At 45.2% G+C, this 23,292-nt stretch carries 28 protein-coding genes and 2 pseudogenes; 17 read left to right on the top strand and 13 right to left on the bottom strand.

Features of this window, described 5'->3' with window-relative positions; genetic code table 11:
- Window positions 1-60: 60 nt before the first annotated feature.
- Window positions 61-561 (bottom strand): DNA-binding response regulator, encoded by a 501-nt coding sequence (locus QUB04_RS05855; protein ID WP_333282108.1) that lies wholly within the window; start codon window positions 559-561, stop codon window positions 61-63.
- 415 nt (window positions 562-976) lie between these two features.
- On the opposite strand from QUB04_RS05855, the gene QUB04_RS05850 reads away from it, so the two are divergent.
- Window positions 977-2,815: a hypothetical protein gene (locus QUB04_RS05850; protein WP_333282105.1), complete on the top strand. Its 1,839-nt coding sequence runs from the start codon at window positions 977-979 to the stop codon at window positions 2,813-2,815.
- Between the two features lie 245 nt (window positions 2,816-3,060).
- On the opposite strand, the gene QUB04_RS05845 is transcribed toward QUB04_RS05850, so the two are convergent.
- Window positions 3,061-3,432: a XisI protein gene (locus tag QUB04_RS05845; protein ID WP_333105893.1), complete on the bottom strand. Its 372-nt coding sequence runs from the start codon at window positions 3,430-3,432 to the stop codon at window positions 3,061-3,063.
- Between the two features lie 212 nt (window positions 3,433-3,644).
- Window positions 3,645-3,956: pseudogene (locus QUB04_RS32485) on the bottom strand (element excision factor XisH family protein).
- Here QUB04_RS32485 and QUB04_RS05840 point away from each other — a divergent pair.
- The 4 genes from QUB04_RS05840 to QUB04_RS05825 all read left to right on the top strand — a co-directional run bounded on the left by QUB04_RS05840 (window position 3,944) and on the right by QUB04_RS05825 (window position 5,531).
- Entirely contained in the window at window positions 3,944-4,210 is a 267-nt protein-coding gene (locus QUB04_RS05840; protein WP_333282102.1) for a hypothetical protein, read from the top strand. The pseudogene QUB04_RS32485 and the gene QUB04_RS05840 sit on opposite strands and share 13 nt — an antisense overlap.
- A 36-nt stretch (window positions 4,211-4,246) precedes the next feature.
- Window positions 4,247-4,585, top strand: coding sequence for a hypothetical protein (locus tag QUB04_RS05835; RefSeq protein ID WP_333282099.1), 339 nt, complete (start codon window positions 4,247-4,249; stop codon window positions 4,583-4,585).
- Complete coding sequence (locus tag QUB04_RS05830; RefSeq protein ID WP_333282096.1) at window positions 4,582-4,971, top strand: type II toxin-antitoxin system VapC family toxin; 390 nt, start codon at window positions 4,582-4,584, stop codon at window positions 4,969-4,971. Before QUB04_RS05835 ends, QUB04_RS05830 begins: the two co-directional genes overlap by 4 nt.
- Before the next feature lie 284 nt (window positions 4,972-5,255).
- A complete protein-coding gene (locus QUB04_RS05825; protein WP_333282093.1) occupies window positions 5,256-5,531 on the top strand; it encodes a hypothetical protein in 276 nt (91 codons plus the stop codon).
- Between the two features lie 219 nt (window positions 5,532-5,750).
- Here QUB04_RS05825 and vapC read toward each other — a convergent pair whose 3' ends face one another.
- The 4 genes from vapC to QUB04_RS05805 all read right to left on the bottom strand — a co-directional run bounded on the left by vapC (window position 5,751) and on the right by QUB04_RS05805 (window position 7,376).
- Entirely contained in the window at window positions 5,751-6,149 is a 399-nt protein-coding gene (gene vapC, locus QUB04_RS05820; RefSeq protein ID WP_333282090.1) for a type II toxin-antitoxin system VapC family toxin, read from the bottom strand.
- Complete coding sequence (locus QUB04_RS05815) at window positions 6,146-6,346, bottom strand: type II toxin-antitoxin system VapB family antitoxin (protein ID WP_333144406.1); 201 nt, start codon at window positions 6,344-6,346, stop codon at window positions 6,146-6,148. The genes vapC and QUB04_RS05815 overlap by 4 nt, the downstream gene beginning before the upstream one ends.
- A gap of 381 nt (window positions 6,347-6,727) precedes the next feature.
- On the bottom strand, window positions 6,728-7,063 hold the full coding sequence (locus tag QUB04_RS05810; protein WP_193971742.1) for a DUF5615 family PIN-like protein: 336 nt from the start codon (window positions 7,061-7,063) through the stop codon (window positions 6,728-6,730).
- Entirely contained in the window at window positions 7,056-7,376 is a 321-nt protein-coding gene (locus QUB04_RS05805) for a DUF433 domain-containing protein (RefSeq protein ID WP_333106278.1), read from the bottom strand. Before QUB04_RS05805 ends, QUB04_RS05810 begins: the two co-directional genes overlap by 8 nt.
- 189 nt (window positions 7,377-7,565) lie before the next feature.
- On the opposite strand from QUB04_RS05805, the gene QUB04_RS05800 reads away from it, so the two are divergent.
- From QUB04_RS05800 to QUB04_RS05790, 3 genes and pseudogenes are all read left to right on the top strand, one after another.
- Window positions 7,566-7,805, top strand: coding sequence for a DUF433 domain-containing protein (locus tag QUB04_RS05800; protein WP_333282087.1), 240 nt, complete (start codon window positions 7,566-7,568; stop codon window positions 7,803-7,805).
- Between the two features lie 66 nt (window positions 7,806-7,871).
- Window positions 7,872-8,114 (top strand): annotated as a pseudogene (locus tag QUB04_RS05795) (BrnT family toxin); the annotation flags it as partial.
- On the top strand, window positions 8,101-8,397 hold the full coding sequence (locus QUB04_RS05790; RefSeq protein ID WP_333144403.1) for a hypothetical protein: 297 nt from the start codon (window positions 8,101-8,103) through the stop codon (window positions 8,395-8,397). The pseudogene QUB04_RS05795 and the gene QUB04_RS05790, both read left to right, overlap by 14 nt.
- Window positions 8,398-8,492: 95 nt before the next feature.
- Here QUB04_RS05790 and QUB04_RS05785 read toward each other — a convergent pair whose 3' ends face one another.
- The gene (locus QUB04_RS05785) at window positions 8,493-8,756 is read right to left on the bottom strand and encodes a DUF4926 domain-containing protein (RefSeq protein ID WP_333158127.1); all 264 of its coding nucleotides are present in this window, start codon (window positions 8,754-8,756) and stop codon (window positions 8,493-8,495) included.
- Window positions 8,757-8,915: 159 nt separating this feature from the next.
- Window positions 8,916-9,827 carry an acetylglutamate kinase gene (gene argB / locus QUB04_RS05780; RefSeq protein WP_333282084.1) on the bottom strand — a complete coding sequence of 304 codons (912 nt, stop codon included), beginning with the start codon at window positions 9,825-9,827 and terminating at the stop codon, window positions 8,916-8,918.
- 246 nt (window positions 9,828-10,073) lie between these two features.
- Between argB and QUB04_RS05775 the strand changes: the two genes are divergently transcribed.
- Complete coding sequence (locus QUB04_RS05775; RefSeq protein WP_333282081.1) at window positions 10,074-10,865, top strand: HAD family hydrolase; 792 nt, start codon at window positions 10,074-10,076, stop codon at window positions 10,863-10,865.
- 185 nt (window positions 10,866-11,050) lie between these two features.
- Here the strand turns inward: QUB04_RS05775 and mreD are convergent, their stop codons facing one another.
- The 3 genes from mreD to QUB04_RS05760 all read right to left on the bottom strand — a co-directional run bounded on the left by mreD (window position 11,051) and on the right by QUB04_RS05760 (window position 13,515).
- Window positions 11,051-11,617: a rod shape-determining protein MreD gene (mreD, locus tag QUB04_RS05770; RefSeq protein ID WP_333144396.1), complete on the bottom strand. Its 567-nt coding sequence runs from the start codon at window positions 11,615-11,617 to the stop codon at window positions 11,051-11,053.
- Entirely contained in the window at window positions 11,614-12,420 is an 807-nt protein-coding gene (mreC, locus tag QUB04_RS05765; RefSeq protein WP_333282078.1) for a rod shape-determining protein MreC, read from the bottom strand. Before mreC ends, mreD begins: the two co-directional genes overlap by 4 nt.
- Before the next feature lie 87 nt (window positions 12,421-12,507).
- Complete coding sequence (locus QUB04_RS05760) at window positions 12,508-13,515, bottom strand: rod shape-determining protein (protein ID WP_006632285.1); 1,008 nt, start codon at window positions 13,513-13,515, stop codon at window positions 12,508-12,510.
- Between the two features lie 330 nt (window positions 13,516-13,845).
- On the opposite strand from QUB04_RS05760, the gene QUB04_RS05755 reads away from it, so the two are divergent.
- The 3 genes from QUB04_RS05755 (at window position 13,846) to QUB04_RS05745 (ending at window position 15,457) form a co-directional block, all read left to right on the top strand.
- Window positions 13,846-14,205, top strand: a complete 360-nt coding sequence (locus QUB04_RS05755) for a single-stranded DNA-binding protein (protein ID WP_333282074.1) — start codon at window positions 13,846-13,848, stop codon at window positions 14,203-14,205.
- 47 nt (window positions 14,206-14,252) lie between these two features.
- Window positions 14,253-14,774: a tetratricopeptide repeat protein gene (locus QUB04_RS05750; protein ID WP_333059932.1), complete on the top strand. Its 522-nt coding sequence runs from the start codon at window positions 14,253-14,255 to the stop codon at window positions 14,772-14,774.
- Between the two features lie 77 nt (window positions 14,775-14,851).
- Complete coding sequence (locus tag QUB04_RS05745) at window positions 14,852-15,457, top strand: hypothetical protein (protein ID WP_333282071.1); 606 nt, start codon at window positions 14,852-14,854, stop codon at window positions 15,455-15,457.
- Window positions 15,458-15,477: 20 nt separating this feature from the next.
- Here the strand turns inward: QUB04_RS05745 and QUB04_RS05740 are convergent, their stop codons facing one another.
- Window positions 15,478-16,770: a transposase gene (locus tag QUB04_RS05740; RefSeq protein WP_333282068.1), complete on the bottom strand. Its 1,293-nt coding sequence runs from the start codon at window positions 16,768-16,770 to the stop codon at window positions 15,478-15,480.
- Window positions 16,771-17,057: 287 nt separating this feature from the next.
- Here QUB04_RS05740 and QUB04_RS05735 point away from each other — a divergent pair, with 287 nt between their 5' ends.
- From QUB04_RS05735 to QUB04_RS05715, 5 genes are all read left to right on the top strand, one after another.
- Window positions 17,058-18,362 (top strand): metallopeptidase TldD-related protein, encoded by a 1,305-nt coding sequence (locus QUB04_RS05735; protein ID WP_333282064.1) that lies wholly within the window; start codon window positions 17,058-17,060, stop codon window positions 18,360-18,362.
- Window positions 18,363-18,750: 388 nt separating this feature from the next.
- Window positions 18,751-19,575, top strand: coding sequence for a DUF3153 domain-containing protein (locus QUB04_RS05730; protein ID WP_333282061.1), 825 nt, complete (start codon window positions 18,751-18,753; stop codon window positions 19,573-19,575).
- Window positions 19,576-19,947: 372 nt separating this feature from the next.
- Entirely contained in the window at window positions 19,948-20,337 is a 390-nt protein-coding gene (locus QUB04_RS05725; RefSeq protein ID WP_333282058.1) for a LapA family protein, read from the top strand.
- Between the two features lie 80 nt (window positions 20,338-20,417).
- Window positions 20,418-21,233 (top strand): ScpA family protein, encoded by an 816-nt coding sequence (locus QUB04_RS05720; RefSeq protein WP_333282056.1) that lies wholly within the window; start codon window positions 20,418-20,420, stop codon window positions 21,231-21,233.
- Window positions 21,234-21,984: 751 nt separating this feature from the next.
- Window positions 21,985-23,148 carry an NDP-sugar synthase gene (locus QUB04_RS05715; RefSeq protein WP_333282053.1) on the top strand — a complete coding sequence of 388 codons (1,164 nt, stop codon included), beginning with the start codon at window positions 21,985-21,987 and terminating at the stop codon, window positions 23,146-23,148.
- Window positions 23,149-23,292: the final 144 nt, after the last annotated feature.

The following is a 23,292-nucleotide window of genomic DNA, read 5'->3' as shown; positions in this document are numbered from 1 at the left end:
CATTTTTGCCTCTCTGTGGAGGGGCGAGATCCCTTTCTGTCCCCAAGTGCGATCGCACATCTAATCTTTTTTATCCAAGTCTTCTTTTTTTGCAGTTTCTGAAGTTGAGGGGATTGAAACCCGGATGTTAATATCAATTGTGCCTGTATTAGAATCAAAACCTATATTAACTATTTTTACTAATGCTTCTGTAGGTACAGAATTATTTATTTTAAATTCAGGAGAGGACTGAGTTTTATATCCGGCTTCCTGTAGCCGATCGCAAATATTGCGCCAATTTCCTACAGGTTCGTTAGGTACATCTGCGAGTTTTTTAACATATTGGTATAAAGTTTTACATAAATAAACCTCTGCACTTTTGGAACTCTGAAACAGTTGGCGGGCGATTTCGGCGGGACTGCAACCGGAAAGCAATCCTCGCAGGTAAAGTTTTTCTGTTTCTGTTAGTCCCCTGCGCGATCGAGGAGAGATTTGCCGTTTAGCTTCTGCAAAAGCTTGGTACAGTCTTTCTAAGTCCCAGTGTTTGGCGGCTTCGGCAAATAAGTCTTCCTTTGAGGCCATTTTCGGGTGTGGTGAGATGTGGCTAACGATAGCATAACGGAAATTGCTAGCGTTTGTTAGTTGCTTGGTAGCGGTAGCTAGTGTAGTATTATACTAAGACTAAAGAGATAAGTGTAAATACTTAGATGGACGGGGAGGCGCGATCGCTTCAACTAACGTCAAAGCTAGTATTTGCAAAAGTCAGAGGGCGCTAAGTAAAGTTTTGTAACAAAAAAGCAGTATTTTGCATAAAACTTGCGGACTCAGCCTGATAGATAAATAGAGCTTGAGAAGTACCGCTACTGTTGCGGTTCATCGGGGCTAAGGATTCATTAGGGCGATCGGCCGATCGGCTTTTACAACAAACAGTTTATTTAATCCAAGCAAACACAGGGCAAGTCTATGTACTTGTCTCTAATCAACACGGGAGAATAACGTGTCTAATTTTTTCACGCCTGAATTTAATAACGAAAGTGCGATCGCTCCTTGGAATGCCAGCCTAGAACCGACTAAGGCAATTATCCCGCAGCTAGATGCTAACCGCGTCCTAACCGGGGGTGTTGGTGAGGAAGTTAATCTCCCGACTTTAATGCCTGAAGCCTATGACAATATCATTTTGCCTGACGATTTGCTAACCCGGATAGCTAGTGCAGTGAGCACGGACTCCAACAGCAGTTTACCGGATAGCTCTGTCGATTTGGTAACAGGTCAGGCGATGTCAGAGGTTTATGGGGATTTGAGTAAGTTTGCGGCCGATCCAGATTTCGCAGCTAAGCTGAATGTGGCTTTTGGGGAAAACTGGGATGCTGCGGCTGCGAAAGCCTTAGCTGAAGGATGGTTTCAGGGAGATTTTAGTGATATCCCGCCGGTGAAGGTTGTCTCGTCTGCTGAGATTGGCGGGGCGAATGGGGCTTTTGCTGCGACGACGGATACGATTTATTTATCGAAGGAATTTTTGGCGGGGAATGCGGGGAATCCGGCGGCGGTTGCGGATGTGTTGTTGGAAGAAATCGGGCATTCTGTTGATTCGCGGTTGAATGTTACGGATTCACCGGGAGATGAGGGCGCGATTTTTGCGGCGGTTGTTCAGGGGAAGGAGTTGAGTGAGGGTGAGCTTCAGGGGTTGAAGAGTGAGGACGATAGTGGGACTGTTGCGATCGACGGATATCAATATCTAGTAGAGAAGCAGTTGAGTTCATTTCCTGTCCAAGGTAGTATTGGCTATTTTTACAACAGAAATCCAGCTATAGCTAGTCAGTTGGGTAGAGCTACGGGTAATGAATTCCAATTTTCTTCTGGTAAATGGCGACAAAACTTCCAAGGCGGTGCAATATTTCACTCAGCAAATGGTACTTTCTCAGTTCGCGGTAGCCTGGGCAATTATTACCTGAATACTTTAGGAGGTCAAAATAGTCAGTTAGGCTTGCCTACCAGTGAAGAATTTCAAGTTCCTAATGGATGGCGACAAAACTTTCAAGGTGGGGCAATTTTCCACTCAGGTGCCGGTAGCTATATGGCTCGTGGCAGCCTGGGAAATTATTACTTGAATAATTTGGGAGGTCAAAATAGTCAGCTAGGTTTACCTACCAGCAATGAATTTCAAGTTCCTAATGGATGGCGACAAAACTTTGAGCGGGGTTATGTTAACTGGTGGAATACTGGTAATGGGACGTTTACACTGAATAATTCACCATCATTGGTAAGCAGCACACAACAAGCAAACTCATTTTTTAAACTTCAATACTGGAACCCAACCTATAACTCTTCTGGACCGTATAGCAGTACAAACTGTGGCCCGGCTAGTTTAGCGATGATTCGTCAAATGTTTGGCAGGGAGCAGGCGAATATCAGTGACGAAACTAGCATTGACTACGCACGTTATCTGATGTTTGGTTATTCTAATGGGACTCGTCAAGGAGTCCCTGTTCTCAATCAAGACACAGTGTGGACATCGTTTGACAATGTGAAAAACGGCATCAGAAACTCTGGTGGTACACCAGAAGAGTTAACCGGATGGGATAATTTAGATCGGTCTCTAGCTGCTGGAAAGCCGGTCATTAATTATGGTACTTTAACTTCTGCTTGGCGTGGGCAGTTTCCCTCAAGAGTCGGAAGTGGTTGGGGGGGTCATTGGAATGCTATTCTCGGCAAAACTTCCGATGGAAAATACATCGTTGCCGATCCGATGCACGAGGGAGGTACAGTTGCAATGACAAAAACTCAATTAAGTGTTTTTAATGCCAACCCGCAATTCATTGCTTTTGCTCGGAGGTAGAAAAAAATCACTCAATTTGCTATAGCTTAACAACGACGGGCAACTGGCAGAGTGCAGCCGATCGTTCTTTATTTGGAATTAAAGAGCGCTCGCCCTTATTTTCCCAAAGCGCGCTCGCCCTTTTCCCCAAATAACTAAAAGGGCGCTCGCCCTTTTTTCCCAAAGTGCGATCGCCCTTTTTTCCCAAAGTGCGATCGGCCTTTTCCCCAAATAACTAAAAGGGCGATCGCTCTTCCCCTGCAAATTTAACCCACTTGCAATAATTCTTGAGACTGTATGGAATTTGGTACGCCATAAGCTGTATAAGCTCTTACTTCTGGCGGTTGAAGTCCTAAAACAATTAACTTAGGGGGAATGCCCGCTGCTACTAATTCTTCAGCGATCGAGCGATCGGTATTATTGGCTTGAATCCAAACTTGACCGTCGATAATATCCATGTGTATAACACAATCGTGAATTCTTCTCCCCTGAAACCATCCCATTGATAGTAACATATACCGATCGTTTTCTAAATCGAAAATTACTTGACTTTGTACCTCAATTTCAGAACCAAAAAACCCTGAGTATTCATTGAGAATCCCTTTAACAATCTGGCGGCAATCTACTAGGGTATCCATTTAACAATCTCCTCTATTTGTGGATTAAAAACAATCAACTTCAAATGATTATCGACCAATAAAAGATCGGCAAACTTATCTTCAATAAAAAGCAATACGGTTCCGTTAAGCTCGATCCCCCCTAGCCCCCCTTAAAAAGGGGGGGACAAGAAATTACTCAAAGTCCCCCTTCTTAAGGGGGATTTAGAAGGATCTCCGAGGAATAAATAGTTTTAACTGAACCGTATTGCAATAAAAAGCTCCTCAAAAGACATCGCAGGTATGGCAAGATAGAGCGTTCTTTCCGGTTCAGTTTGTTCTAAAATTTTCTGATAAAGAATGTATTGTCCCAAAGCCTTCTCTAAATCTAAAATTTTAGAGTCACTGATAAAACTTTTAACTTCAACAGCTATCTTAGACTGATTATTTTCAGCGCCAATCAGTTTTTATGCTCCGATATCTACAAATAGTTTTCGCTTAGCCCATTTCAATAACAACGGGTCATGAGTAACTTTCCAGCCAGCTTTAACAAGTGCCTGTTTCACAACTGGATGATAGTAATCTTTGGCTGACACTCTTGCTCCTTTTTAACGCTTTCGGACGATGCTTTAAGTATAGCAAAGAAATTACCGACATTACTACCAATGACCCGAAAGATGAATCTTTAGCTTGCGTAAGCCAGTTTGTCGGCATCTATGAGGACTTTTCAATGCTCGATCGCCCTTTTTTCCCAAAGTGCGATCGCCATATAATTTCAGCATGGCAACAACTGTCAAATTCAACAGAGCGATCGGTATAATTAAAAAATCAACATCAAATACAGTCAATTAATGCCATGATTGCTAATTTGCCCATCAAGCTGCCTCACTTACCCAACAGCTTGCCCAGCGAAGGTTCTGTCCGCATTGAGTTGGTCAACGGACTCTTAATATTTAGCGCTTCTATTCAAACCCAGGAACGAATTCAAACTTTAACAGCTCAACAACAAGCATCAAATCTCACTCCCGAAGAACAAACAGAATTGGATGGATATCGAGAATTCATTAGCTATCTAAATTTGGTAAATGAAACCATGAAAAATACTTTTCTATATCCTTTGCGAGGCACTGTCAGTGGCTATAATGAGCCGTTTGAACCTGCGGTTTCATTGGAAGATTGGGAAGTGTTACAATGATTGTACTAGATACTCATATATGGGTTTGGTGGGTTGACGATAACACACGACTGACTCAGAAAGATCGGGACTGGATACAACAATATCAATCTCAAGGTTTAGGAATCAGCATCATTTCTTGTTGGGAGGTTGCTAAATTAGTAGAAATGGGAAGACTTACTTTGTCCGTTACAGTTGATGAGTGGTTAAAACAAGCTTTGGCTTATCCCGGAGTGCAGCTACTCGAACTCACCATTCCCATCATTGTCGAGTCAACTAAACTCACAGGTTTTCACCGCGATCCAGCAGATCAAATCATTGTGGCAACTGCGAGGATTTGCGGGTGTCCCTTACTAACTGCTGATGCAAAAATTCTGGCATATCCTGATGTACAGACTCTTCAGTGACCGGTAAAAAATGCCTTCGCCCCGGCCGCAAACCCTGGTTTCGCTGCTACTTTCAGTGAGGGAAAATACATGAAAATTCGAGAATCTCAAGGTAATAACGTCTGGAACCATTCTGAGGGTTGGTGCTGCGAGCCTCTTGACCCCATACCGCCCCAGGGCTGTTTCATTCTCAGAAAAACCAGGGTTTTGTAGGGGCGGTGCCCCCGTGCCCGCCCAGCCGATAGACGAGCGGGTAGGGGTTTCAGATATCGGGGCAACCACGGGGGGATTGCCCCTACAAGAGAATGAAACAGCCCCCCATACCGCCCGGTCATATTGCCCTAGCCGTTGAAGCGATAAATATTAATCTTGTAGACTGGGATATCGAAGAAATTGGCGAAAAAGCAGGTTTTGATATTCAGTACAAATACACGGGAGTGAATGACCCGAAAGATTCATCTTTAGCTTGCGTAAGTCAGTTTGTGGGTATCTATGAAGACTTCTCAAAGCTCGATCGGCCTCTCGAAGCTTTGATTGTGGCCGGCATCCCTTGTCATCTATTTAATAGGACTTACCCATGAGGCCCAGAAACCGGGTTTTTTATCAAAATACTTCGTTGTAGGCTGCAGATTCGGTAAAAAACCCGGTTTCTTTAGTCGGAGTGCATCAGTCCTGTCTGATAATGTTTTGGGCGTAGCGCAATTGTTTCTTTTTCCGAAAGTGCGATCGCCCCTCGGACATCTCAAATCCCAAAGTGCGATCGGCATCTCTAAGTTAAGATATAAACTGAGAAATTACCCTCATAGCAATACAACAGGAATGTGCGATCGGAAATTCTCAAAATCTTTATCAGTAGTGAAAATGCTGTAGCCCCGACGATGAGCAACGGCACATAACAGAAAATCAGTATTTGAACCCTGAACGCCATTACTGCGACAGGTATTGAAAAACTCTGCGGCTAACTCATAATCTTCAGTTGTTAGCTCTAAATCAGGAAAAGCACGAAGATACTCTCGCAATCGAGCAAACTGTTCCTTGTAGCGTACCCCAGAAAGCACCTCCTGACGAATGGCCCCCAGTAAAACCACTCGTCCATCTGCAATCAAATCACGCAGTACATTAACAATAGCGATCGCATCATTTGTTGTGTTACGCCGCAAAGCCAGCGACCAAACCGAACTATCAACAAGAACATTCATGTTGTTTGTCGCTGTTGCTTGTAGTTATAATCTTCCTCGTATTCAATAGTACCAAACAATTCTAATATTTTTAATTGTTTGCGACGTTGGATGTACTCGCGTAAAGCTGCTTCGATTAATGTAGTAGGTGTTTGATGGTTACTCAAATCAAGGGCTTCTTGAAGAAGAGTTTTGTCAATTTCGAGCGTAGTTACCATGTATTTTCCTCGTGCAAGTAGGGTATCACGTAATTGCCACCGAACAAGGCTGTAATTTTAGTGTAGCACTGAAACTCTATCAATGGGCGATCGCTTTCTGCATTGAGTTCAGGCGAGAATGAAAAGCCTGTTTAGCTTGCGTAAGTCAGGCAAGTCTTTATGAGGACTCGTCAAAGCTCGATCGCGATTTGGAAGTTTTGATTGCAGCCGGCATCCCGCCTCATTTATTTAAAATACTGACTGACAACCATGACATCGATTTGAAGCCTGTAACGCAATACCTCAAAGCAGTCTCATAATGTCTTGGGCGTAGCGCAATTGTTGCTTTTTCAAAGGGCGATCGCCCTTATTGTCCGAAAGTGCGATCGCCTTACAATGATGTCAAATATATTCAATCCTCCCGATCATTTCTTCAGGCGCATACACTTCATAAATTAAAATCAAACTACGGATAATCTCGCCCACAGAACGAGAATTAGGAGGACAATAGACAATCCCCGGATAATCTGTGGTATCGCTTGCCATAATTAAAAAATCGTCATCGTGAGTTACTATCACGCGCTGCTGTTCCCGAATAAATGCCAGGTGTGACTCATCGCTTTTAGTACGCAATCCTGCATCAACTGTTGTTGTAACATCTATCCCGTAACGACGCAAACCGCGCGCAATGTTAGAGTCAATATGTTCGTCTAAATGAAAACGAATTTGCTCACTCACCTCTAATTGCCCTCAATTTTTCTTGTAACGGAGATGGTGGACTATTGCGCTTTAATTCTTCCACAATAGCTCGACTTTCAGCCGTGCGACGATCAATTTCTTCTCGATGATCGTAATAGTAGGTCATTGCAGCATGAACTGAGGCAAGTGGTAAGTCATACTTGCCGGCGATTTCTTCTACAGAAATTCCCATTTTCAGATACATTTCGGCGATGTGTGCTACAGCAATTCGATGGCCCGCAATGCGTGGCTTACCACCAAGTACGCCAGGTGTAATTTCGATATGTTCTGTGATGACTGATTCCTTAGACATCTTAGTTAAAGGCTCTTAATCAGTAATGTTTAACCTCTTTCATATTAACACCAACAAATTCAGCGCGCTCGCCTTTTCCTCTTTCTCATCAATCGGTTCTGCGCTCGCCCCTCTCTTATCCCCAATCTCCAAGGGCGATCGCCATCCCTAAGTTAAAATATAACTTATCAGATTCAGAAAGGACAAGTTATGCCCGTAAACTGGAGAGAACATATCGTTAGTACCCCCGACGTACTGCGAGGTAAACCAAGAATCAAAGCCACTAGAATTCCCGTTAGTCTGATTTTAGGTTATTTAGCATCAAATAATACTGTCGAACAAATTATCGACGAGTTTCCCGATCTACTCAAAGAACAGATAGATGCTTGTCTTGATTATGCTCGCGATTTGTCAGATTTTGAAAAAGTGCGATCGCTCTTATTTAAATAATGTTAATATCAAAGCATGGATAGTGTGTACAGACTGTAAGGCGTTGAGTTTGAATGGGACACAAACAAATTCCAGATTAACCTAGAAAAGCATGGCGTTAGCTTTGAAGAAGCCGCAGAAGTTTTCTTCGATCCATTCTATCAGGAGGGAGATGCAACGGCTAATGACGAACAGCGTAACTTTATCCTGGGTTACTCCCGCACTCAACGCCTATTACTGGTTGTTTATGTAGAACGCAGCTTGCGAATACGCATCATTTCTTCCCGTCCTGCTACCCGCACTGAAAGGAAATTATATGAACAATTCTGAAGAAGAAATAAAATTGCAATTGCGACCTCGTACAGCGGAAAGAGTCTCGCTAAACATTCCAATAGATACTTTAGCATCACTTCAGAAAATAGCGGCAAATCGAGATATGTCTGTAGAAGCATTGCTTAAGTTTTATATAGGGCAAGGTTTACGGGAAGACTTAGCTAAAGTCTTTTCAGAACGCTTGCTGGACAAAACAGCTCAGGTTTTGGCTAGACACCTTGAGTCAGCCGAAGAAATATCAACTATTATTCGAGAAATTCAAGCTGAAACTGCACGTTAAATGATGGCGCGATTTAAGTACCAAACTAAAAGGCGATCGCCCTTTCCTTCCCAAAGTGCGATCGCCCTTATCTAACTTCTATTCTCCTCACATTACTAAGCAACTGCAAGTTCATATTGCAGAACTAAAATTTCATCAGCTTTCAACATAGCCATAGCATATTCACTTCCTTGACTATCAGCAAACTCCACTAAATACTGACATTCCTTTTCCGTATCATACACTTCAATAATAGTTCCCACAAGTCCAACTGGCAAACTAGAAATAGATGCGTATTCGGGTTCCACTAGCGCTAATCGCGTATTTGAAATCGGCTTGAGAATCGCAACAGAATCCAAAACTCTAAAGTGTTTGATCATAGTTTAACAAAAGCTGAAATCCAACAACGGTTAGAATTAGTTGAAATCATTCCCCAGAAGTACCTTCTCAAGGTTTTTAGGGGCAGGTTTAGTTAGGATATACGCAATCGCAGCGAGTTTACCCATTTCACGCACCCGCCCCACGCTAGGATATAGGCCTTACTTAGGCCTTAAGTTCGCGCTGCTAAACTCAGAAGCCACAATCATCGACCCAATCCCCGCATCCGTAAATATTTCTTGCAGCAAAGCGTGAGGAATTCGACCGTCAATAATGTGAGCACCCTTCACACCCTGAGCCAAACTCCGCACACAACAATTAACTTTCGGAATCATCCCCCCAGACACGACTCCCGACTCAACCAACTGTCTCGCTTCTTGAATATCTAACTTAGCAATCAGACTATCCGGCTTGTGATAATCCTCCAAAATTCCCGCCGTATCAGTCATCAAAATCAACTTTTCTGCTCCCAAACCAGCCGCAATTTCCCCAGCCACTGTGTCAGCATTAATGTTGTAAGATTGACCGTTTTCATCGGCTGCCACGCTCGACACCACCGGAATATAACCGCTGTTCACCAAAGACTCCAAAATCTGGATTTTCACGCCGCTGACTTCACCCACAAACCCAATTCCTTCCCGGCCATCTGGACGAGCTTGAATCAGATTGGCATCTTTGCCACACAATCCCACTGCTTTGCCGCCAGCTTGGTTGATTAACGAAACAATTTCCTTATTTACTTTACCCACCAAAACCATTTCTACAACTTCCATTGTCGCCGCATCAGTCACCCGCAAACCATCCTTAAATTGCGGCTCAATTCCCAATTTTTCGAGCCAAATATTAATTTCCGGGCCGCCGCCGTGAACCACAACCGGACGCATCCCCACGCAAGCTAGCAGCACAATATCCCGAACCACCTTGTCTTTGAGAGTGCTATCTTTCATCGCCGCACCGCCATATTTGACCACAATGGTGCGACCGGCAAAGTGTTGAATGTAAGGCAGTGCTTCGGACAGCACCTCTACTCGATTAGTGTCCGAATTCCTAACAAAATCGCTTTGTTTGAGCATGGGTAAATTACAAAAGACTAAAAACTTAATTCTAAACTTTAATGGCTAAAGCATATATCAACAGCCACAAAAATCACTTTTTCCCTTGAATTTATCCACGCGCAGGCCCGATCGCCTTTATCGAACCCCATCCTCAAAAAAATCATAGGTTTTTTTAATAAAAGCATTATAATTTATGTATTATAACTTATACATTTTTTGCTAGAGTCAAGAAATGTATAACTCCCTAGATTTACTTAACGTTTTATGTTAACTGCTGTCGCGCAAGACTCCGAAAACCTTCAGTACAAGCTACCATCAGAGGCTGAGTCGTCCCCCCGGATGACGGTATTTTGCGATTTAGACGGGCCCATAGTCGATGTGTCCGATCGCTACTATGCCACCTATCAACAGGGATTGGCCGATACTCAAGCAGCTTATCTGGATCGGGGAATCAACCTCAACCTTCAAATACTCAGCAAACAGCAATTTTGGCAGATGAAGCAAAACCGCGTGCCCGATGCTGAAATAGCCAAAAGTTCCGGCTTGTCGGGAGAAGAAATTAACGCTTTTCTAGGATGCGTGAGTCGGATTGTCAATCAGCCAGACTTGTTGCACTTAGATCGCATCCAGCCGGGAGTGCAATGGGCGATCGGACTTCTGCACTCCCGCGGCGTGCGGCTGATTTTAGTCACCCTGCGGCCGAGAAATCAAGCCGTTCAACTGTTACAAAATTACGGTTTAGCCAGACTGTTTACCAGCATTCGCGGCAGTCAGATGGCGGATGCCGCCTATCACAACTATACAGCCTTAAAAACTGAATTGTTGGCTGAAGTTGCAGAAGAATTTGAGTCATCGCTGGGTTCGGCTTGGATGATCGGAGATACAGAAGCAGACATCCTCGCGGGCAAAGCATTGGGAATACCTACAATTGCCGTTACCTGCGGAATTCGCAGCCGCTATCAACTGCAAAAGCACCAGCCTAATTTCATTCTCAGCGATTTGATTATTGCCGTTCATCACTTATTAGGTTCCGGACAACAAGTAATAGTAGAATGACTACAGTTAACTGTTGACTGTTGACTGTTGACTGTTGACTGTTAACTGTTGACTGTTAACGAATGACTGTTGACTGTTAACTGTTGACTGTTGACTGTTGACTGTTAACTGTTAACGAATGACTGATGACTAATGACTAATGACTAATGACTAATGACTAATGACTAATGACTAATGACTAATGACTAAGATTTTTCTAAATTCCTGGTCATTTCCCACAAGCGATTGAGCGGAAAATAAATCACCGGAGCCCAAAGACTGCTAAGAATAGCAGAACACAAAGCCACTCGCTGGTGATAGCTCCAAATTTCCAGTAAAGCCCGATCGCCCATAGCAAAAAATTGCAGCCCCATCACCGTTTCCGCTACCACCGCCATCCCAAACACAATTAACGCGATCGGAATCGGATCTCTCTCAACAATATCTACCGGAATCGACCAGGTTTTCTGCAAAACAACTGTTAAGACTCCTACAACTACTAGACTCACAGCGTGGCTGGGATGAGGAGCCGTCATCGCATCTTGAAGAAACCCCAAAACCAAGCCCATGCTAGCAGCTCCCCAAACTGTACGTTTCCGCTTAATACTCCAAGCTACCAACCAAATTAACAGCCAGTTTGGTCCAATTCCCAGCAATTCCATTCCCGGCATCCGAGTGGGCAATATCAGTATGCACAGCATCACGGATAGAAATGTAACTGCGAAGTTGAGAAATTGGCGCGATCGCGAAGACATCCGAGATAAAGCTTTCATTGTTGCTGTGCTCCCTCAGATGCTGCTGAAGATTGACTCGGCGAATCCTTCGATTCGGCTTGCTTAGAGTGCGGGTAAACCACCGCCCACTCCAGAGCATTCATCGGTGCAGAGAACTCAACCACAGCTTCGGGAGCCGGAGTTTTATTCATATCCACCGAAACCACTTTTCCCACAGGCAAACCAGGAGGGAACAACTGACTGTAAGAAGAAGTTGAAACCATATCCCCAGGCTTGACATTGGGAACATTATCAAAAAACTCCATCACAGCCTGATTTCCGCCTTTCCCGCGCATAAAACCCATCTGGCGACTGCGGGTAATTCCCACACCCAATTGACTCGTAGCGTCGCTGACTAACAGCACCAAGCTAGTATTAGGAGTAACGCTGACAACTCTGCCTACCAAACCGCCGGGGCCCATCACAGTAAAATCTGTTTTGATGCCATCGTTACTGCCGCGCCCCAAGGTTACTTGCTGCCACCAGTGGCCCGCACTGCGGCCGACAATAGGAGCCACAATCCCTGCTGGTTTCTTAGCCGAAACGTAACCTAAAAGCTCTTTTAGCTTCTGATTTTGAGTTTCTAATTCTAATAGTTGCGCTTGCAATTCTTGAGTGCGCGCCGAGATGAGTTCCTCTTGCCCAGAGCCGTTGGCGTGAAACGGACGAGTCACCCAATTGTAAACTTCAAATACTGCCCCACCTTGTGTTTGCCGAACTCCCCAAGCGGCAGTTACAGCTAAACCTAAAAGAGCTATTGGCAGTCGCAGATCCCACCACTTTCGGAATGTATTTTTTAGCATAATTTCACTAATCTAAGATTGTTAAGTCAGGATTTTAGATTTGAGATTGCAGCCGTATTTCTAAATCCACAATCCCAAATTTGTTAACTACATATTACGCGACGACTGCCCGCTGAAAACCCGTTCCAACTGTTTGTTTTCCAATACCCTACCAGTTCCCAAAACCACGCAGCAGAGCGGATCGGCTGCCACGTGAGTGACAATTCCTGTTTCGTGACTGATCAGAGTATCTAAACCTTTCATCAGCGCGCCACCACCAGCCAGCATAATTCCCCTGTCAATAATATCTGCTGCTAATTCCGGCGGGGTGCGTTCCAAAGTACGCTTGACAGCTTCCACAATTACTGAAAGCGGTTCCGACATACTTTCGCGAATTTCTGGGCCTTTGATAGTAACAGTTCGCGGCAAACCCGACAGTAAGTGCAAGCCCCGCACTTCCATCATTACATCGTCATCCTCTGGAGTTGGATATGCAGAACCCACCTGAATCTTAATTTCTTCAGCAGTGCGTTCGCCGATGACCAAATTGTGAACTTTTTTCATGTATTGGACGATCGCCTCATTGAGCTCGTCGCCGGCTACCCGCACAGACTCACTGATCACCGTACCTTGCAAACTCAAAACCGCAACTTCCGTCGTACCTCCGCCTATATCTATAATCATATTGCCAGTCGCCTCAGCAACAGGCAGTCCAGCCCCGATCGCCGCAGCGATGGGTTCATCAATTAACCGTACTTCTCTAGCACCGGCCTGAGTCGCCGCCTCAATGACAGCACGCCTCTCGACTCCGGTGACACCGCTGGGGATGCCAATAATGATCCGTGGCGAAACTAAGCTTCGGCCTTCGTGAACCCTGCGGATAAAAGTCTTCAGCATCAGTTCCGCCGTATCGAAGTCTGCAATTACCCCGTCGCGAAGCGGGCGCAGTGCTATGACGTTCCCTGGCGTGCGGCCGAGCATTTTTTTGGCTTCTTCTCCAACAGCCAGCGGTATTTTTAAGTCTTGGTCGATCGCCACTACAGAAGGTTCCTGCAGAACAATACCTTTGCCCGATACATAAACGAGCGTGTTAGCAGTACCGAGGTCGATACCCATATCTCTAGATAACGAAAATCGATTGAGAAGACCCACTGATTCGTACCCCCCCCAAAAACTAAAATACTATTGTGTGCAATAATGTTGTTACAAAAGTGTAACCGAGGTGGATTCTATTACGTTTTTCATCCTGAGTCTAGTCAGAAATGTACATTGTCGAGCTCAGGTTGAGCGCAGACTCGCCAATCATCCACTATCAATATGTTCTGCTAACTGGGTGTACAATCAGGATGAAGCCTCACAAGCGCTGTTCCAAGTTCAGTTTGGAGGCTAATGCCCGTGTGGACTGTTTAACTACATCACCGATCGACCACATTCCCAAAAAAGTTTATGAGTCTTAATGTTGTGACTTTAGTAGGCCGCGTCGGCGGCGACCCGGACGTGAAGTATTTTGAGTCGGGTACAGTTAAGTGTAATTTGACGCTGGCAGTGAACCGCAGAAGTAAGAACAACGATCAACCAGACTGGTTCAATCTGGAAATCTGGGGCAAAACAGCGCAGATTGCTGCTGACTACGTTCGCAAAGGCTCTCTAATTGGCGTAACAGGCTCTTTGAAGTTCGATCGCTGGCAAGACCGCAATACCGGTTCAAATCGCTCGAAGCCGGTAATTAAGGTAGACCAGTTAGACTTGCTGGGTTCCAAACGCGACAACGAGTCGGGTATGTCGCAACACAACAGCGAATTCTAGCGTTTGGGGAATTTGGGAAGTAATATTTGTGAATTGGGTGGGTGCTCGTGACTTCAGAAAAGTTAGAAATTGTTCAAACTGAGTACCAAGCTGGGCAAGTAGCTTTTGAGAGTGGCCGGTATGCTCAAGCTGTGCAGAGTTTAGAAACAGCTACCGGTTTAGTCGATCGAAATTCCCGGTTGGGCGGTGAGGTGCAGATGTGGTTAGTGACAGCCTACGAAGCCTCTGGCAACACAGAAAGGGCGATCGAGCTTTGCCGCAAGCTCACCCGCCATCCCCGCCAAGAAACCCGCCAGCAAGCAAAGCGCTTGCTGTTCATTCTCGAAGCTCCCAAACTCACTATCCCTCCTGAATGGATGGTGAAAATCCCTGATTTGGCAGCTTTAGATGAAAATCAATCAATCAGTTTTCAAGCTAATCCCAACGCTGATATCAAGTACGCTAAACCCAAGCCAGTCGTACCAGAGCCTGTAGATTTGAGTCAGGTTAATACGAAAGATAATAGGTTTATCTGGGTGGCGTTAATTGCGATCGGGCTAATTTTAGGCGGATTATTTATTAGTTATTAATCATTTTTTCATTCGCACAAACTCTATCTCTAGGGTGCGCCGAGGCGCACCTTACCCCTACTGAGAGAAGTTAAGCAATGCCTTTTAGCAATTATAAAAGTATCAGCGCGGTCGCGAAAGAATTCCAAATTAATTACCTACGGGATAATTTCATTGTCGAAACAGAATTTGCAGTCAGCGACGTTTTTCGGAATGAATTAGAATTGATTTTCAATGAGGGAGTATTTGACAACTCGGAAATCGCCATTTGTGAAAATATCATTTATCCTGTATTAAAAGAAGTTTGGAAAATTTATCGCAGTAATTTTCTCCTCTGGAGTCACCAAACCTTAGTCTATAATGAGAATCTGTCAGGAATTCCCGATTATATATTGGCCAAGCGCTCCCCCCTTGGCACAGTAGTTTTTGACAAGCCCTATTTCATATTAGTTGAACCCAAGAAAGAGAGCGCCTTTGATGAAGGATGGGGGCAGTGTTTGGCAGAAATGATCGCCGTGCAGCGACTTAACAATGAACCAGAACAAACTATATTTGGGATTGTTTCTAATGGGGCAATGTGGCAGTTTGGCAAGCTGAAATTAGAAATGTTTACTCAAAATAAATTTTTCTATACAATTCAGGACTTAGAGCGACTGTTTGCAGCCGTTAACTATGTTTTTAAACAGTGTGAATTACAATTATAGGAGAAGGACTGATACACGGATTAATTATCGAGCATGAGGCAGGAGTCAGAAGTTGAATAGCGATAATTGGTGACAACTCCTACACCAACACAAGCTGTCACCATTGGTGTAGGCATCTGGGCGACTCCTGCTATGGCATAGGACATTAACTGAGCGTTAAGAACGGGTTGCCCCACCGCTCTATTTTTGATATTAACTGCGGCATTATGGTCACGGTCTAGACTGCACCCACAGTGAGGACAGTCATGCCAACGAATATGCAGCTTTTTTGGTACTTTCTCGCCGCAATTAGAACAATCTTGTGAAGTATTATGGGCACTTACTGGGACAACCAACAAACCCGCGTTTTCGGCTTTGTTTGTCAGTATCGACAGAAAACTTGACCACCCAGCGTCCAACACAGATTTAGCCAACCTTGTACGAGCTAGACCTTTGATGTTTAAATCCTCGTGTGCGATTACGTCATATTTTGACAGCAAATAATTAGCTGTCTTGAAGTGGAAATCTTTTCTTTTATCTGTAACCTTCTTGTGTTGTCTGCCCAGTTGCTTAATAGCTTTAAGCCTGTTATTGCTCCCCTTTTTGCGACGTGACACTCGCTTTTGAATAGTTCGTAAGCGTTTTTGCTCTTTACGATAATACTGGGGAATAGCAACTGTTTCGCCTTCAGATGTTGTCAAAAACTCCTTCAGTCCTACGTCAATACCTGTTATTGAACGAGGATTAAAGTCTGGCTTTATCTCTGGAACCGTCTTGTCTTCTAGGGAGAGCGTAAGGTAATAACCATCAGCTTTCTTGGTGACAGATGCGGTTTTGATTTTGAACCCATCAGGGATAGGGCGGTGCAAGACAACTTTAACTTTCCCAAACATCGGCAAGTTAATCAAGTTGCCATGCAAGCATCCCTCTTTCATTTGCGGATAAGTAAAGGTGCGATAGCGACTGCGAGCTTTGAATCGAGGTTTTCCGCTGCGTTTTCCGCTGCTATCACCTTTTAGGAAACGGTCAAATGTTGTCTTAACTCGCTTAACTACATCCTGAAGGACTTGCGAATATATTTCGCTATACCAAGGATGTGTTTTCTTGAGTTGAGGTAACGTTTTCTTTTGCGAGTAATAATCGGGATTTTCTCGCAGTTCAGGTAGGTAACACACGAGATGGCAGGCGTTAACAGGAGAGCGATTTTGTTCGTACCAATTAAATCTATCAGCCAACAGGTAATTGTACTGGGCGCATAGCATGGATAGCCATCTGTCTAGTTCAATGACTTGCGGTTTTGTTGGACGTAGTTTGTACTGGTAAGCCGTTCTCATTGAGTGACAAATATTGGATAGCAGTCGGTACGCATCAATTAGTATTAATGTACCAGAATGCGTTATTTACTGTCCAGTACAAAGGACAAAATAGACCCATTGAATAAAGAGTTTGTTTGTCTCGTCATCCACCCGCCCACTGTTCAAAACTATGTTTTGAACAGTGGGCGGTGGAATCCACAGCGAAACGCGACTTTCATCCCACACTAATCGAAGCGACAAGCGTGTGGGGATTCCCGTCTGGCTAGCTAAAATAAAAAAAAGACCAAACCAGAAAGGCTATTATTGTGAGCGATTCAACCGTAGACCAGATTTTGAAATTGGCCTCTCAGCGCGCCGATGCCGCTGAAGTATACTACCTGTCGAGTCAAGACACCCCCATCGAATTTGAAAACAATCGCCTCAAATCCCTGCAAACCAAAGCACTGCAAGGCGTAGCACTCCGGCTGATTTACCAAGGCAAAATCGGTTTTGCTAGTTCCACAGATTTAACGCGGATAGACGATTTAGTAGATGCAGCGATTCAAACAGCCGAAATCGGCGACCCCGCAGAATTTGAACTCGCCTCCAACTTCCACCTAAAAGGCCCGGAAACCACCTACACTCCGCCCACAACTCAAGAATTAGTCGAAAACGGCAAAAACCTCATCGAGCAAGTTCACGCCTACAATCCCGATATTATGGTAGATGTCGGCTTCCACGTCCGCAGCGGCAGAGTGAAAATTGCCACGACGCAAGATTTGTATGCCGAAAGAAGCAGCCAAATAGTCAGCGGCACTATTGCCGGAAATTTGGTAAAGGGAGAAGATTTTATGCAAGCATACAGTTACGACGTTGCGCGCGATCGCTCCCTGGATACCAACAGCATCCTCCAATCACTCCTCGAAAAATACCGCCTCGCAGAACATTCAGCCACCATCAGCAGCGGTTCCTACCCAGTATTATTTACCCCCAATGCCGCCGCTAGCACCCTCGGCGGCTTGTTTGATACCATCCTTTCAGGTCAAGCAGTAGTTCAAAAAGCCTCTCCCCTAGCCGACAAAATCGGCGAAACCTTATTTGACGAACGCTTTACCTTTTTTGAAGACCCCACTTTAGGCCCTTCGGCTTGTCCCTTTGACGACGAAGGTACGCCCACCACCCGCAAAGTCTTGATAGACAAAGGTACTGTCACCGGATTTTATTGGGATCGCAGGTGGGCCGCTCGCGCCGGTGTACAATCAACCGGCAACGGTTTTCGTGGCGGATTGTCTCGCCCCGGCCCTGATTTGACTAACTTTTGCATTTCCCCAGGAAATACCGCCACTCAAGACTTGATTGCTAGCATGGACGAAGGTCTAATAGTAGAGCAGGTTTTAGGTGCCGGTCAGTCCAATCAGTTAGCTGGCGAATTTTCTGTCAATTTGGACTTAGGCTATAAAGTAGAAAAAGGCAAAATTGTGGGTCGCGTCAAGAATACAATGGTGGCAGGCAGCATTTTTGAAGCGTTTAAAAATTTGGCAGATTTGAGTAGCGAAGCCGAATGGGTAGGCGGTGCGGCATATTTGCCGAGTATGCTGTTTCAACATTTGGGTGTAGCTTCGAGGCAATAAGTTCAGTGCGTTTTTACTCGTTACCAGGCTCTGCCTGGTAATACATATCGTGAGGCTCTGCCTCGAATTTGGATGAAAGCTTGCGAGGCAAAGCCTCTGGACATGCGTTCCCAGGCAGATCCTAGGAACCAGTTAAAACCACTTAAACAAACATAGAAACAGTGTCGGCAATTCAACGCTTTACTCGTTACCAGGCTCTGCCTGGTAATACATATCATGAGGCTCTGCCTCGAATTTGGATGAAAGCTTGCGAGGCAAAGCCTCTGGACATGGGTTCCCAGGCAGAGCCTAGGAACCAGTTAACGTGCGAAACAAACATAGAAACAGTGTCGGCAATTCAACGCTTTGCTAATTCATGCAACTAGGTAAAAATAGGGAAAAATATATAATGAAAGAGCAAAATGTCAAGGATGGAACTCGGAAGAAGAAAAAGCACTTTTTCTTTCTTTTACCTTTGGTTTTTTGCCTTTTAACTCTAGTGACTGGATGCGTTCAGTACGATGTCGGGGTCAACTTTGAGAGTCAAACTCGTGGCGAAATCGTGCAGCACATTAAACTGGGGGAAAGGTTGACGAGCTTCAGCGGCGAAACAGTTGCAGAATGGTTGAAAAGCGTAGAACGCCGGGTGAGGTTGCTGGACGGAAAAACTAAACGGCTTTCCCCCACAGAAGTTCTAGTGAGGATTCCTTTCAATAATGGAGCCGAGTTGCAAGACAAGTTCAACCAATTTTACAATCCGATCGCACCAAGCACAAAATATCGGGTCGCAAGTCCGCTAGAAACAGATTTGCCGAAGTTTGAATCTCACCTTAGTGTCAAGCAGAATAATTTATTATTGGTGCTGCGAAATCGGTTGAGTTTGGAATTGGATTTGCGCTCTCTTTCACTGCTTTCTTCTAATGGTAGTCTGCTGCTGAGTCCGGGGGGACTTTTGGAGCTAGACTTTAGCTTGAACACGCCTTGGGGCGCCGAAAGTATTGAAACTGTCGCCGGTGCGCTGGTTCCCGAAAGCTCTCAGCAAGGAAAACAGTTAGTTTGGAAGCTAAAACCCGGAGAAGTTAACTATTTGGAGGCGATATTCTGGATTCCCAGTCCCGTAGGAATTGGGGCGCTGATTATTGCCTTATTTGTGGCGGCGGGCATTGCTTTGAAATATCAAATATTGCCAGCGCTGGGAATCGGCAAGAAACCGCAAAACATCGGTCAAACCTAAAGAGGATATGGGGAGCATCTCATATTTGTAAAAATACTTCTTCTGGCTCCTTCCTTCTTCTGGCTCCTTCCTTCTTCCTCTTTCCTTCTTCCTCTTTCCTTCTGCCTCCTGCCTCCTGCCTCCTGCCTCAAAACTCCAATTTCTAGCGGAGGGCTGCAAAGGTGAGATGCTCCCAGGATATGTCCTAGAGGGGCGGCTTAATCAATCTCTTAAATGAACTCTCAGAGCTGCAATAAACCCGCCCCTCCCCGGATATTATGGTTAATTGACCCGATTTGATTTTATCAAAAAAACTGAGAATATCTGTCAAAAAACAGTTGACAAATGGTAAATAATTTGCTTAACCTGAATTGAGAATTAGGAACAGAGAAAATGCGATCGCTAAATTTCTTCTTCATCTTTCTGATTTGCTTGGCTCTAGTATTATTCAGCATCGAAAATACACAGCCAGTCGCGATTCAAGTTATCGAAGGCGTCCAAGTTAAAGCTCCGCTGTGCGTAGAACTAATTGTAGCGACTGGATTAGGGGCAACACTAGCGTGGCTGTTCAGTCTGTGGTCGAGAATGCAGCGAACCCTCGCCTCGCGCCAACAACTCCGCCAAGTTCGCGAAAAAGAGCAGCGGATTCAGGAATTAGAACAAAATCTTGAACGCTATAAAGCCGAAGTAGAAGGCCAACAACCTTTGTTAGAAAGTGCAGAACCGATAAGTTTAGAAATAGCAGCCATTGAGGGCACAACTGCTGAAATAACCGCCAATTAACTTGATATGCTCTCTCGTTTTCCCAGAGGCAAAATCTAAAATCTAAAATCTAAAATCTAAAATCTAAAATCTAAAATCGAATGGCCGTTTCCCGAGACCAAGATGGCTTACAAACGATTTCCGAGGGGATCGCAATTTTAATTGACCTAGCCGAACGGGGAGAAATCGATCCTTGGGACGTTAAGGTAATTGAAGTGTTCGATCGATGTCTGAGCAAGCTTACGAACGCCTGCGATGCAGATCAGAGTAAGGATTTCTCCGATTTGTCCCACTCCGGCCAAGCGTTTTTGTACGCTTCAATGCTGGTTTTGCTCAAAGCAGAAAGTATCGTCCTCTCCGAACCCCCCGCGAATCCCGACGCCGACGAGCCGGCAGTAGAAGACGCAGAGCACTCAGGCGGGCGACACTTGCCGCAGCATTTAGAGCGGCAATTGCGCCGTCGCGGTGTAGCTCAACTACCGCAAAAACGCCCGGTGACACTCCCAGAACTGATTGAGCAGTTGCAGCTAATGAAAGCAGCAATGGAGCAGCAGACAGTTACCCCCAGGCGCCGCCCTACCTCAAAAATGCGATCGCAAGCGGCCCAGGCTATCTTTGAGCTAGCTCACCAAGAAAATCTCGTAGAAACTGCTAGTGAACTCGAACAGTTTCTGGCTCAGCGGGGCGCGGAAATTGACGAGGGTTGGCTGGACTTGGACAAATTGCTAGAGCTCTGGCATCATAACGATTTGCACTCTCCTGTCAATCCAGAACACCCGGTATCGACTGGGGAAGTTCACTTGCCAAATCATGACCGCGTGGGTATTTTTTGGGCGTTGTTGCTGCTATCGGCTCAGTCTAAAGTAGAGTTGCTTCAAGAGGAGTTTTACCAAGACCTCAAAATCCGCGCGCTTTGAGCTTGCAGGGTATTAGGTTCTGGGGGGAAACTAATAACTATGCCACTGCGTCGGTTAATATTCCAGGCAGAATCTCGCTCTATGGCATTCTATTGCTGAGTCCCGAATGCGGAGAGCGGCAGTGCGAATTTCTTGGTGATTCCCTATTCCTGGTTTCTTAAATCTAGGTAAATTGGGGATAAATGATTGATAGCCTGGTACGATGTCGCCTATAAAGAGGTCAGGATTTTGCTGTGATCGATCGATTAGACGATCGCAACCGCTAGCATCTAATTGTTCAGTTGATATCAGTTAACAGATGGTTGAGGAAGTTAAGAGTCAGGAACTCAGGGCTAAAGCCACTGAGCTTGTAAGAAATTGCAAGCTGTTCTGACCAGACCCCTCGAAAGAGGAGACGTTATTTAGGTCACGACACCGGAGAATGCGACGCTAGTTTTGGGCTCTGTCATCTGCAATTAAACAGTTTTAAAGTCACTGAAACAGTGTTGCAGGTCTAACAAGCTTTTATAACCAGGTCGAAGCGAACATTACCCCGAAAGGGAGGCTCCATAAGAGCAAACATTATGCGTACAGAGTTGCAAGGTTTGAGGCGGTAACTGTCCTGCCGAAAGTGCATTACAAAAGTACACTCCTGTCGAGCAACTCCAAGGCGGTAATGGATACAGAAAGATTAAAGGCGGTTGAAACCGCCCGTGTCGTTTCCCTCTCAGGGTCTTTAGACCCTGAGTTTCCCACTTACCGAGTTTTTCTTATGAAAGCGATGATTCTGGCGGCCGGTAAAGGCACTCGCGTCCGTCCTATTACTCAGACAATACCCAAACCGATGATTCCGATCCTGCAAAAGCCAGTGATGGAGTTTTTGGTTGAATTGCTCCGCCAGCACGGATTTGACGAAATTATGGTCAATGTTTCCCACCTGGCAGACGTGATTGAAAACTACTTCCGCGACGGTCAAAAGTTTGGGGTACAAATTGCCTATTCTTTTGAAGGGCGAATTGAGGATGGAGAACTGATTGGAGAGGCTCTCGGTTCGGCTGGTGGCATGAAACGAATTCAGGACTTCTCGCCGTTTTTTGACGATACTTTTGTGGTACTGTGCGGCGACGCTTTGATTGACTTGGACTTGACTGCGGCTGTGAAGTGGCACCGGGAAAAAGGGGCGATCGCTACTATTGTGATGAAATCGGTTCCCCGCGAGGAGGTTCCCAGTTACGGAGTGGTGGTAACAGACGAGTCTGGCAAAATTAAAGATTTCCAAGAAAAACCTTCTGTCGAGGAAGCTCTGAGTACCGATATTAACACTGGTATTTATATTTTTGAACCGGAAATATTCGATTACATCCCTTCGGGCCAGGAATACGATATCGGTTCGCAGTTATTCCCCGCGCTAGTAGCAGCCGGCGCCCCTTTTTACGGGATTAGCATGGACTTTGAGTGGGTGGATATCGGCAAAGTTCCTGACTATTGGCGGGCAATTCAGAGCGTGCTCCTGGGACAAGTTAAAAATGTTTCTATTCCGGGGATTGAAGTACGCCCCGGCATTTACGCTGGTTTGAATGTAGCTGTTAACTGGGATAAGGTTGATATTACGGGGCCTGTTTACATCGGCGGGATGACGATCATTGAGGATGGAGCAAAAATTGTCGGCCCGACAATGATTGGCCCAAATTGTTGGCTTTGCAGTGGCGCCACTGTGGAAAACAGCGTGATTTTTGAGTATTCCCGTTTGGGCCCGGAGGTGCGGTTGGTTGACAAACTGGTGTTCGGGCGCTACTGCGTTGATAAAACCGGGGCTGCGATCGATTTGCAAGCGGCGGCTCTCGATTGGCTGATTACTGACGCTCGCCAAGTTTTACCGACTCAACACGGAGAAGAGCGGCGGGCGATATCTGAAATTCTCGGTAATGGTGGATAATTGCTAATTGCTAATTGCTAATTGCTAATTGCTCAAGGTAAGGTGCGCCTAGCGCACCCTACTTTTACATTTACGATCTCAGCTTTTAATTCTGGTAATGTGCTTAGGTTGCACCTCACATCTTCCACCATTCTCAAGAACAGG

It is taken from the genome of Microcoleus sp. D2_18a_B4, from assembly GCF_036702475.1.
Classification (GTDB): domain Bacteria; phylum Cyanobacteriota; class Cyanobacteriia; order Cyanobacteriales; family Microcoleaceae; genus Microcoleus.
Note: the sequence above shows the minus strand (reverse complement) of the source record. Positions and strands in the feature narration are given on the sequence as shown.

Bases quoted from the DNA above. Each gene is read 5' to 3' on its own strand.
- QUB04_RS05805 (WP_333106278.1), bottom strand. From the start codon at position 7,376: ATGTCTAAGGAATCAGTCATCACAGAACATATCGAAATTACACCTGGC.
- mreC (WP_333282078.1), bottom strand. From the start codon at position 12,420: ATGCTAAAAAATACATTCCGAAAGTGGTGGGATCTGCGACTGCCAATA.
- QUB04_RS05845 (WP_333105893.1), bottom strand. From the start codon at position 3,432: ATGGATACCCTAGTAGATTGCCGCCAGATTGTTAAAGGGATTCTCAAT.
- QUB04_RS05725 (WP_333282058.1), top strand. From the start codon at position 19,948: ATGCGATCGCTAAATTTCTTCTTCATCTTTCTGATTTGCTTGGCTCTA.
- QUB04_RS05855 (WP_333282108.1), bottom strand. From the start codon at position 561: ATGGCCTCAAAGGAAGACTTATTTGCCGAAGCCGCCAAACACTGGGAC.
- QUB04_RS05790 (WP_333144403.1), top strand. From the start codon at position 8,101: ATGAACAATTCTGAAGAAGAAATAAAATTGCAATTGCGACCTCGTACA.
- QUB04_RS05800 (WP_333282087.1), top strand. From the start codon at position 7,566: ATGCCCGTAAACTGGAGAGAACATATCGTTAGTACCCCCGACGTACTG.
- QUB04_RS05815 (WP_333144406.1), bottom strand. From the start codon at position 6,346: ATGGTAACTACGCTCGAAATTGACAAAACTCTTCTTCAAGAAGCCCTT.
- QUB04_RS05755 (WP_333282074.1), top strand. From the start codon at position 13,846: ATGAGTCTTAATGTTGTGACTTTAGTAGGCCGCGTCGGCGGCGACCCG.
- QUB04_RS05825 (WP_333282093.1), top strand. From the start codon at position 5,256: ATGAAACAGCCCCCCATACCGCCCGGTCATATTGCCCTAGCCGTTGAA.
- QUB04_RS05760 (WP_006632285.1), bottom strand. From the start codon at position 13,515: ATGGGTATCGACCTCGGTACTGCTAACACGCTCGTTTATGTATCGGGC.
- QUB04_RS05775 (WP_333282081.1), top strand. From the start codon at position 10,074: ATGTTAACTGCTGTCGCGCAAGACTCCGAAAACCTTCAGTACAAGCTA.
- QUB04_RS05830 (WP_333282096.1), top strand. From the start codon at position 4,582: ATGATTGTACTAGATACTCATATATGGGTTTGGTGGGTTGACGATAAC.
- vapC (WP_333282090.1), bottom strand. From the start codon at position 6,149: ATGAATGTTCTTGTTGATAGTTCGGTTTGGTCGCTGGCTTTGCGGCGT.
- QUB04_RS05730 (WP_333282061.1), top strand. From the start codon at position 18,751: ATGAAAGAGCAAAATGTCAAGGATGGAACTCGGAAGAAGAAAAAGCAC.
- QUB04_RS05745 (WP_333282071.1), top strand. From the start codon at position 14,852: ATGCCTTTTAGCAATTATAAAAGTATCAGCGCGGTCGCGAAAGAATTC.
- QUB04_RS05785 (WP_333158127.1), bottom strand. From the start codon at position 8,756: ATGATCAAACACTTTAGAGTTTTGGATTCTGTTGCGATTCTCAAGCCG.
- mreD (WP_333144396.1), bottom strand. From the start codon at position 11,617: ATGAAAGCTTTATCTCGGATGTCTTCGCGATCGCGCCAATTTCTCAAC.
- QUB04_RS05740 (WP_333282068.1), bottom strand. From the start codon at position 16,770: ATGAGAACGGCTTACCAGTACAAACTACGTCCAACAAAACCGCAAGTC.
- QUB04_RS05835 (WP_333282099.1), top strand. From the start codon at position 4,247: ATGATTGCTAATTTGCCCATCAAGCTGCCTCACTTACCCAACAGCTTG.
- QUB04_RS05720 (WP_333282056.1), top strand. From the start codon at position 20,418: ATGGCCGTTTCCCGAGACCAAGATGGCTTACAAACGATTTCCGAGGGG.
- argB (WP_333282084.1), bottom strand. From the start codon at position 9,827: ATGCTCAAACAAAGCGATTTTGTTAGGAATTCGGACACTAATCGAGTA.
- QUB04_RS05715 (WP_333282053.1), top strand. From the start codon at position 21,985: ATGAAAGCGATGATTCTGGCGGCCGGTAAAGGCACTCGCGTCCGTCCT.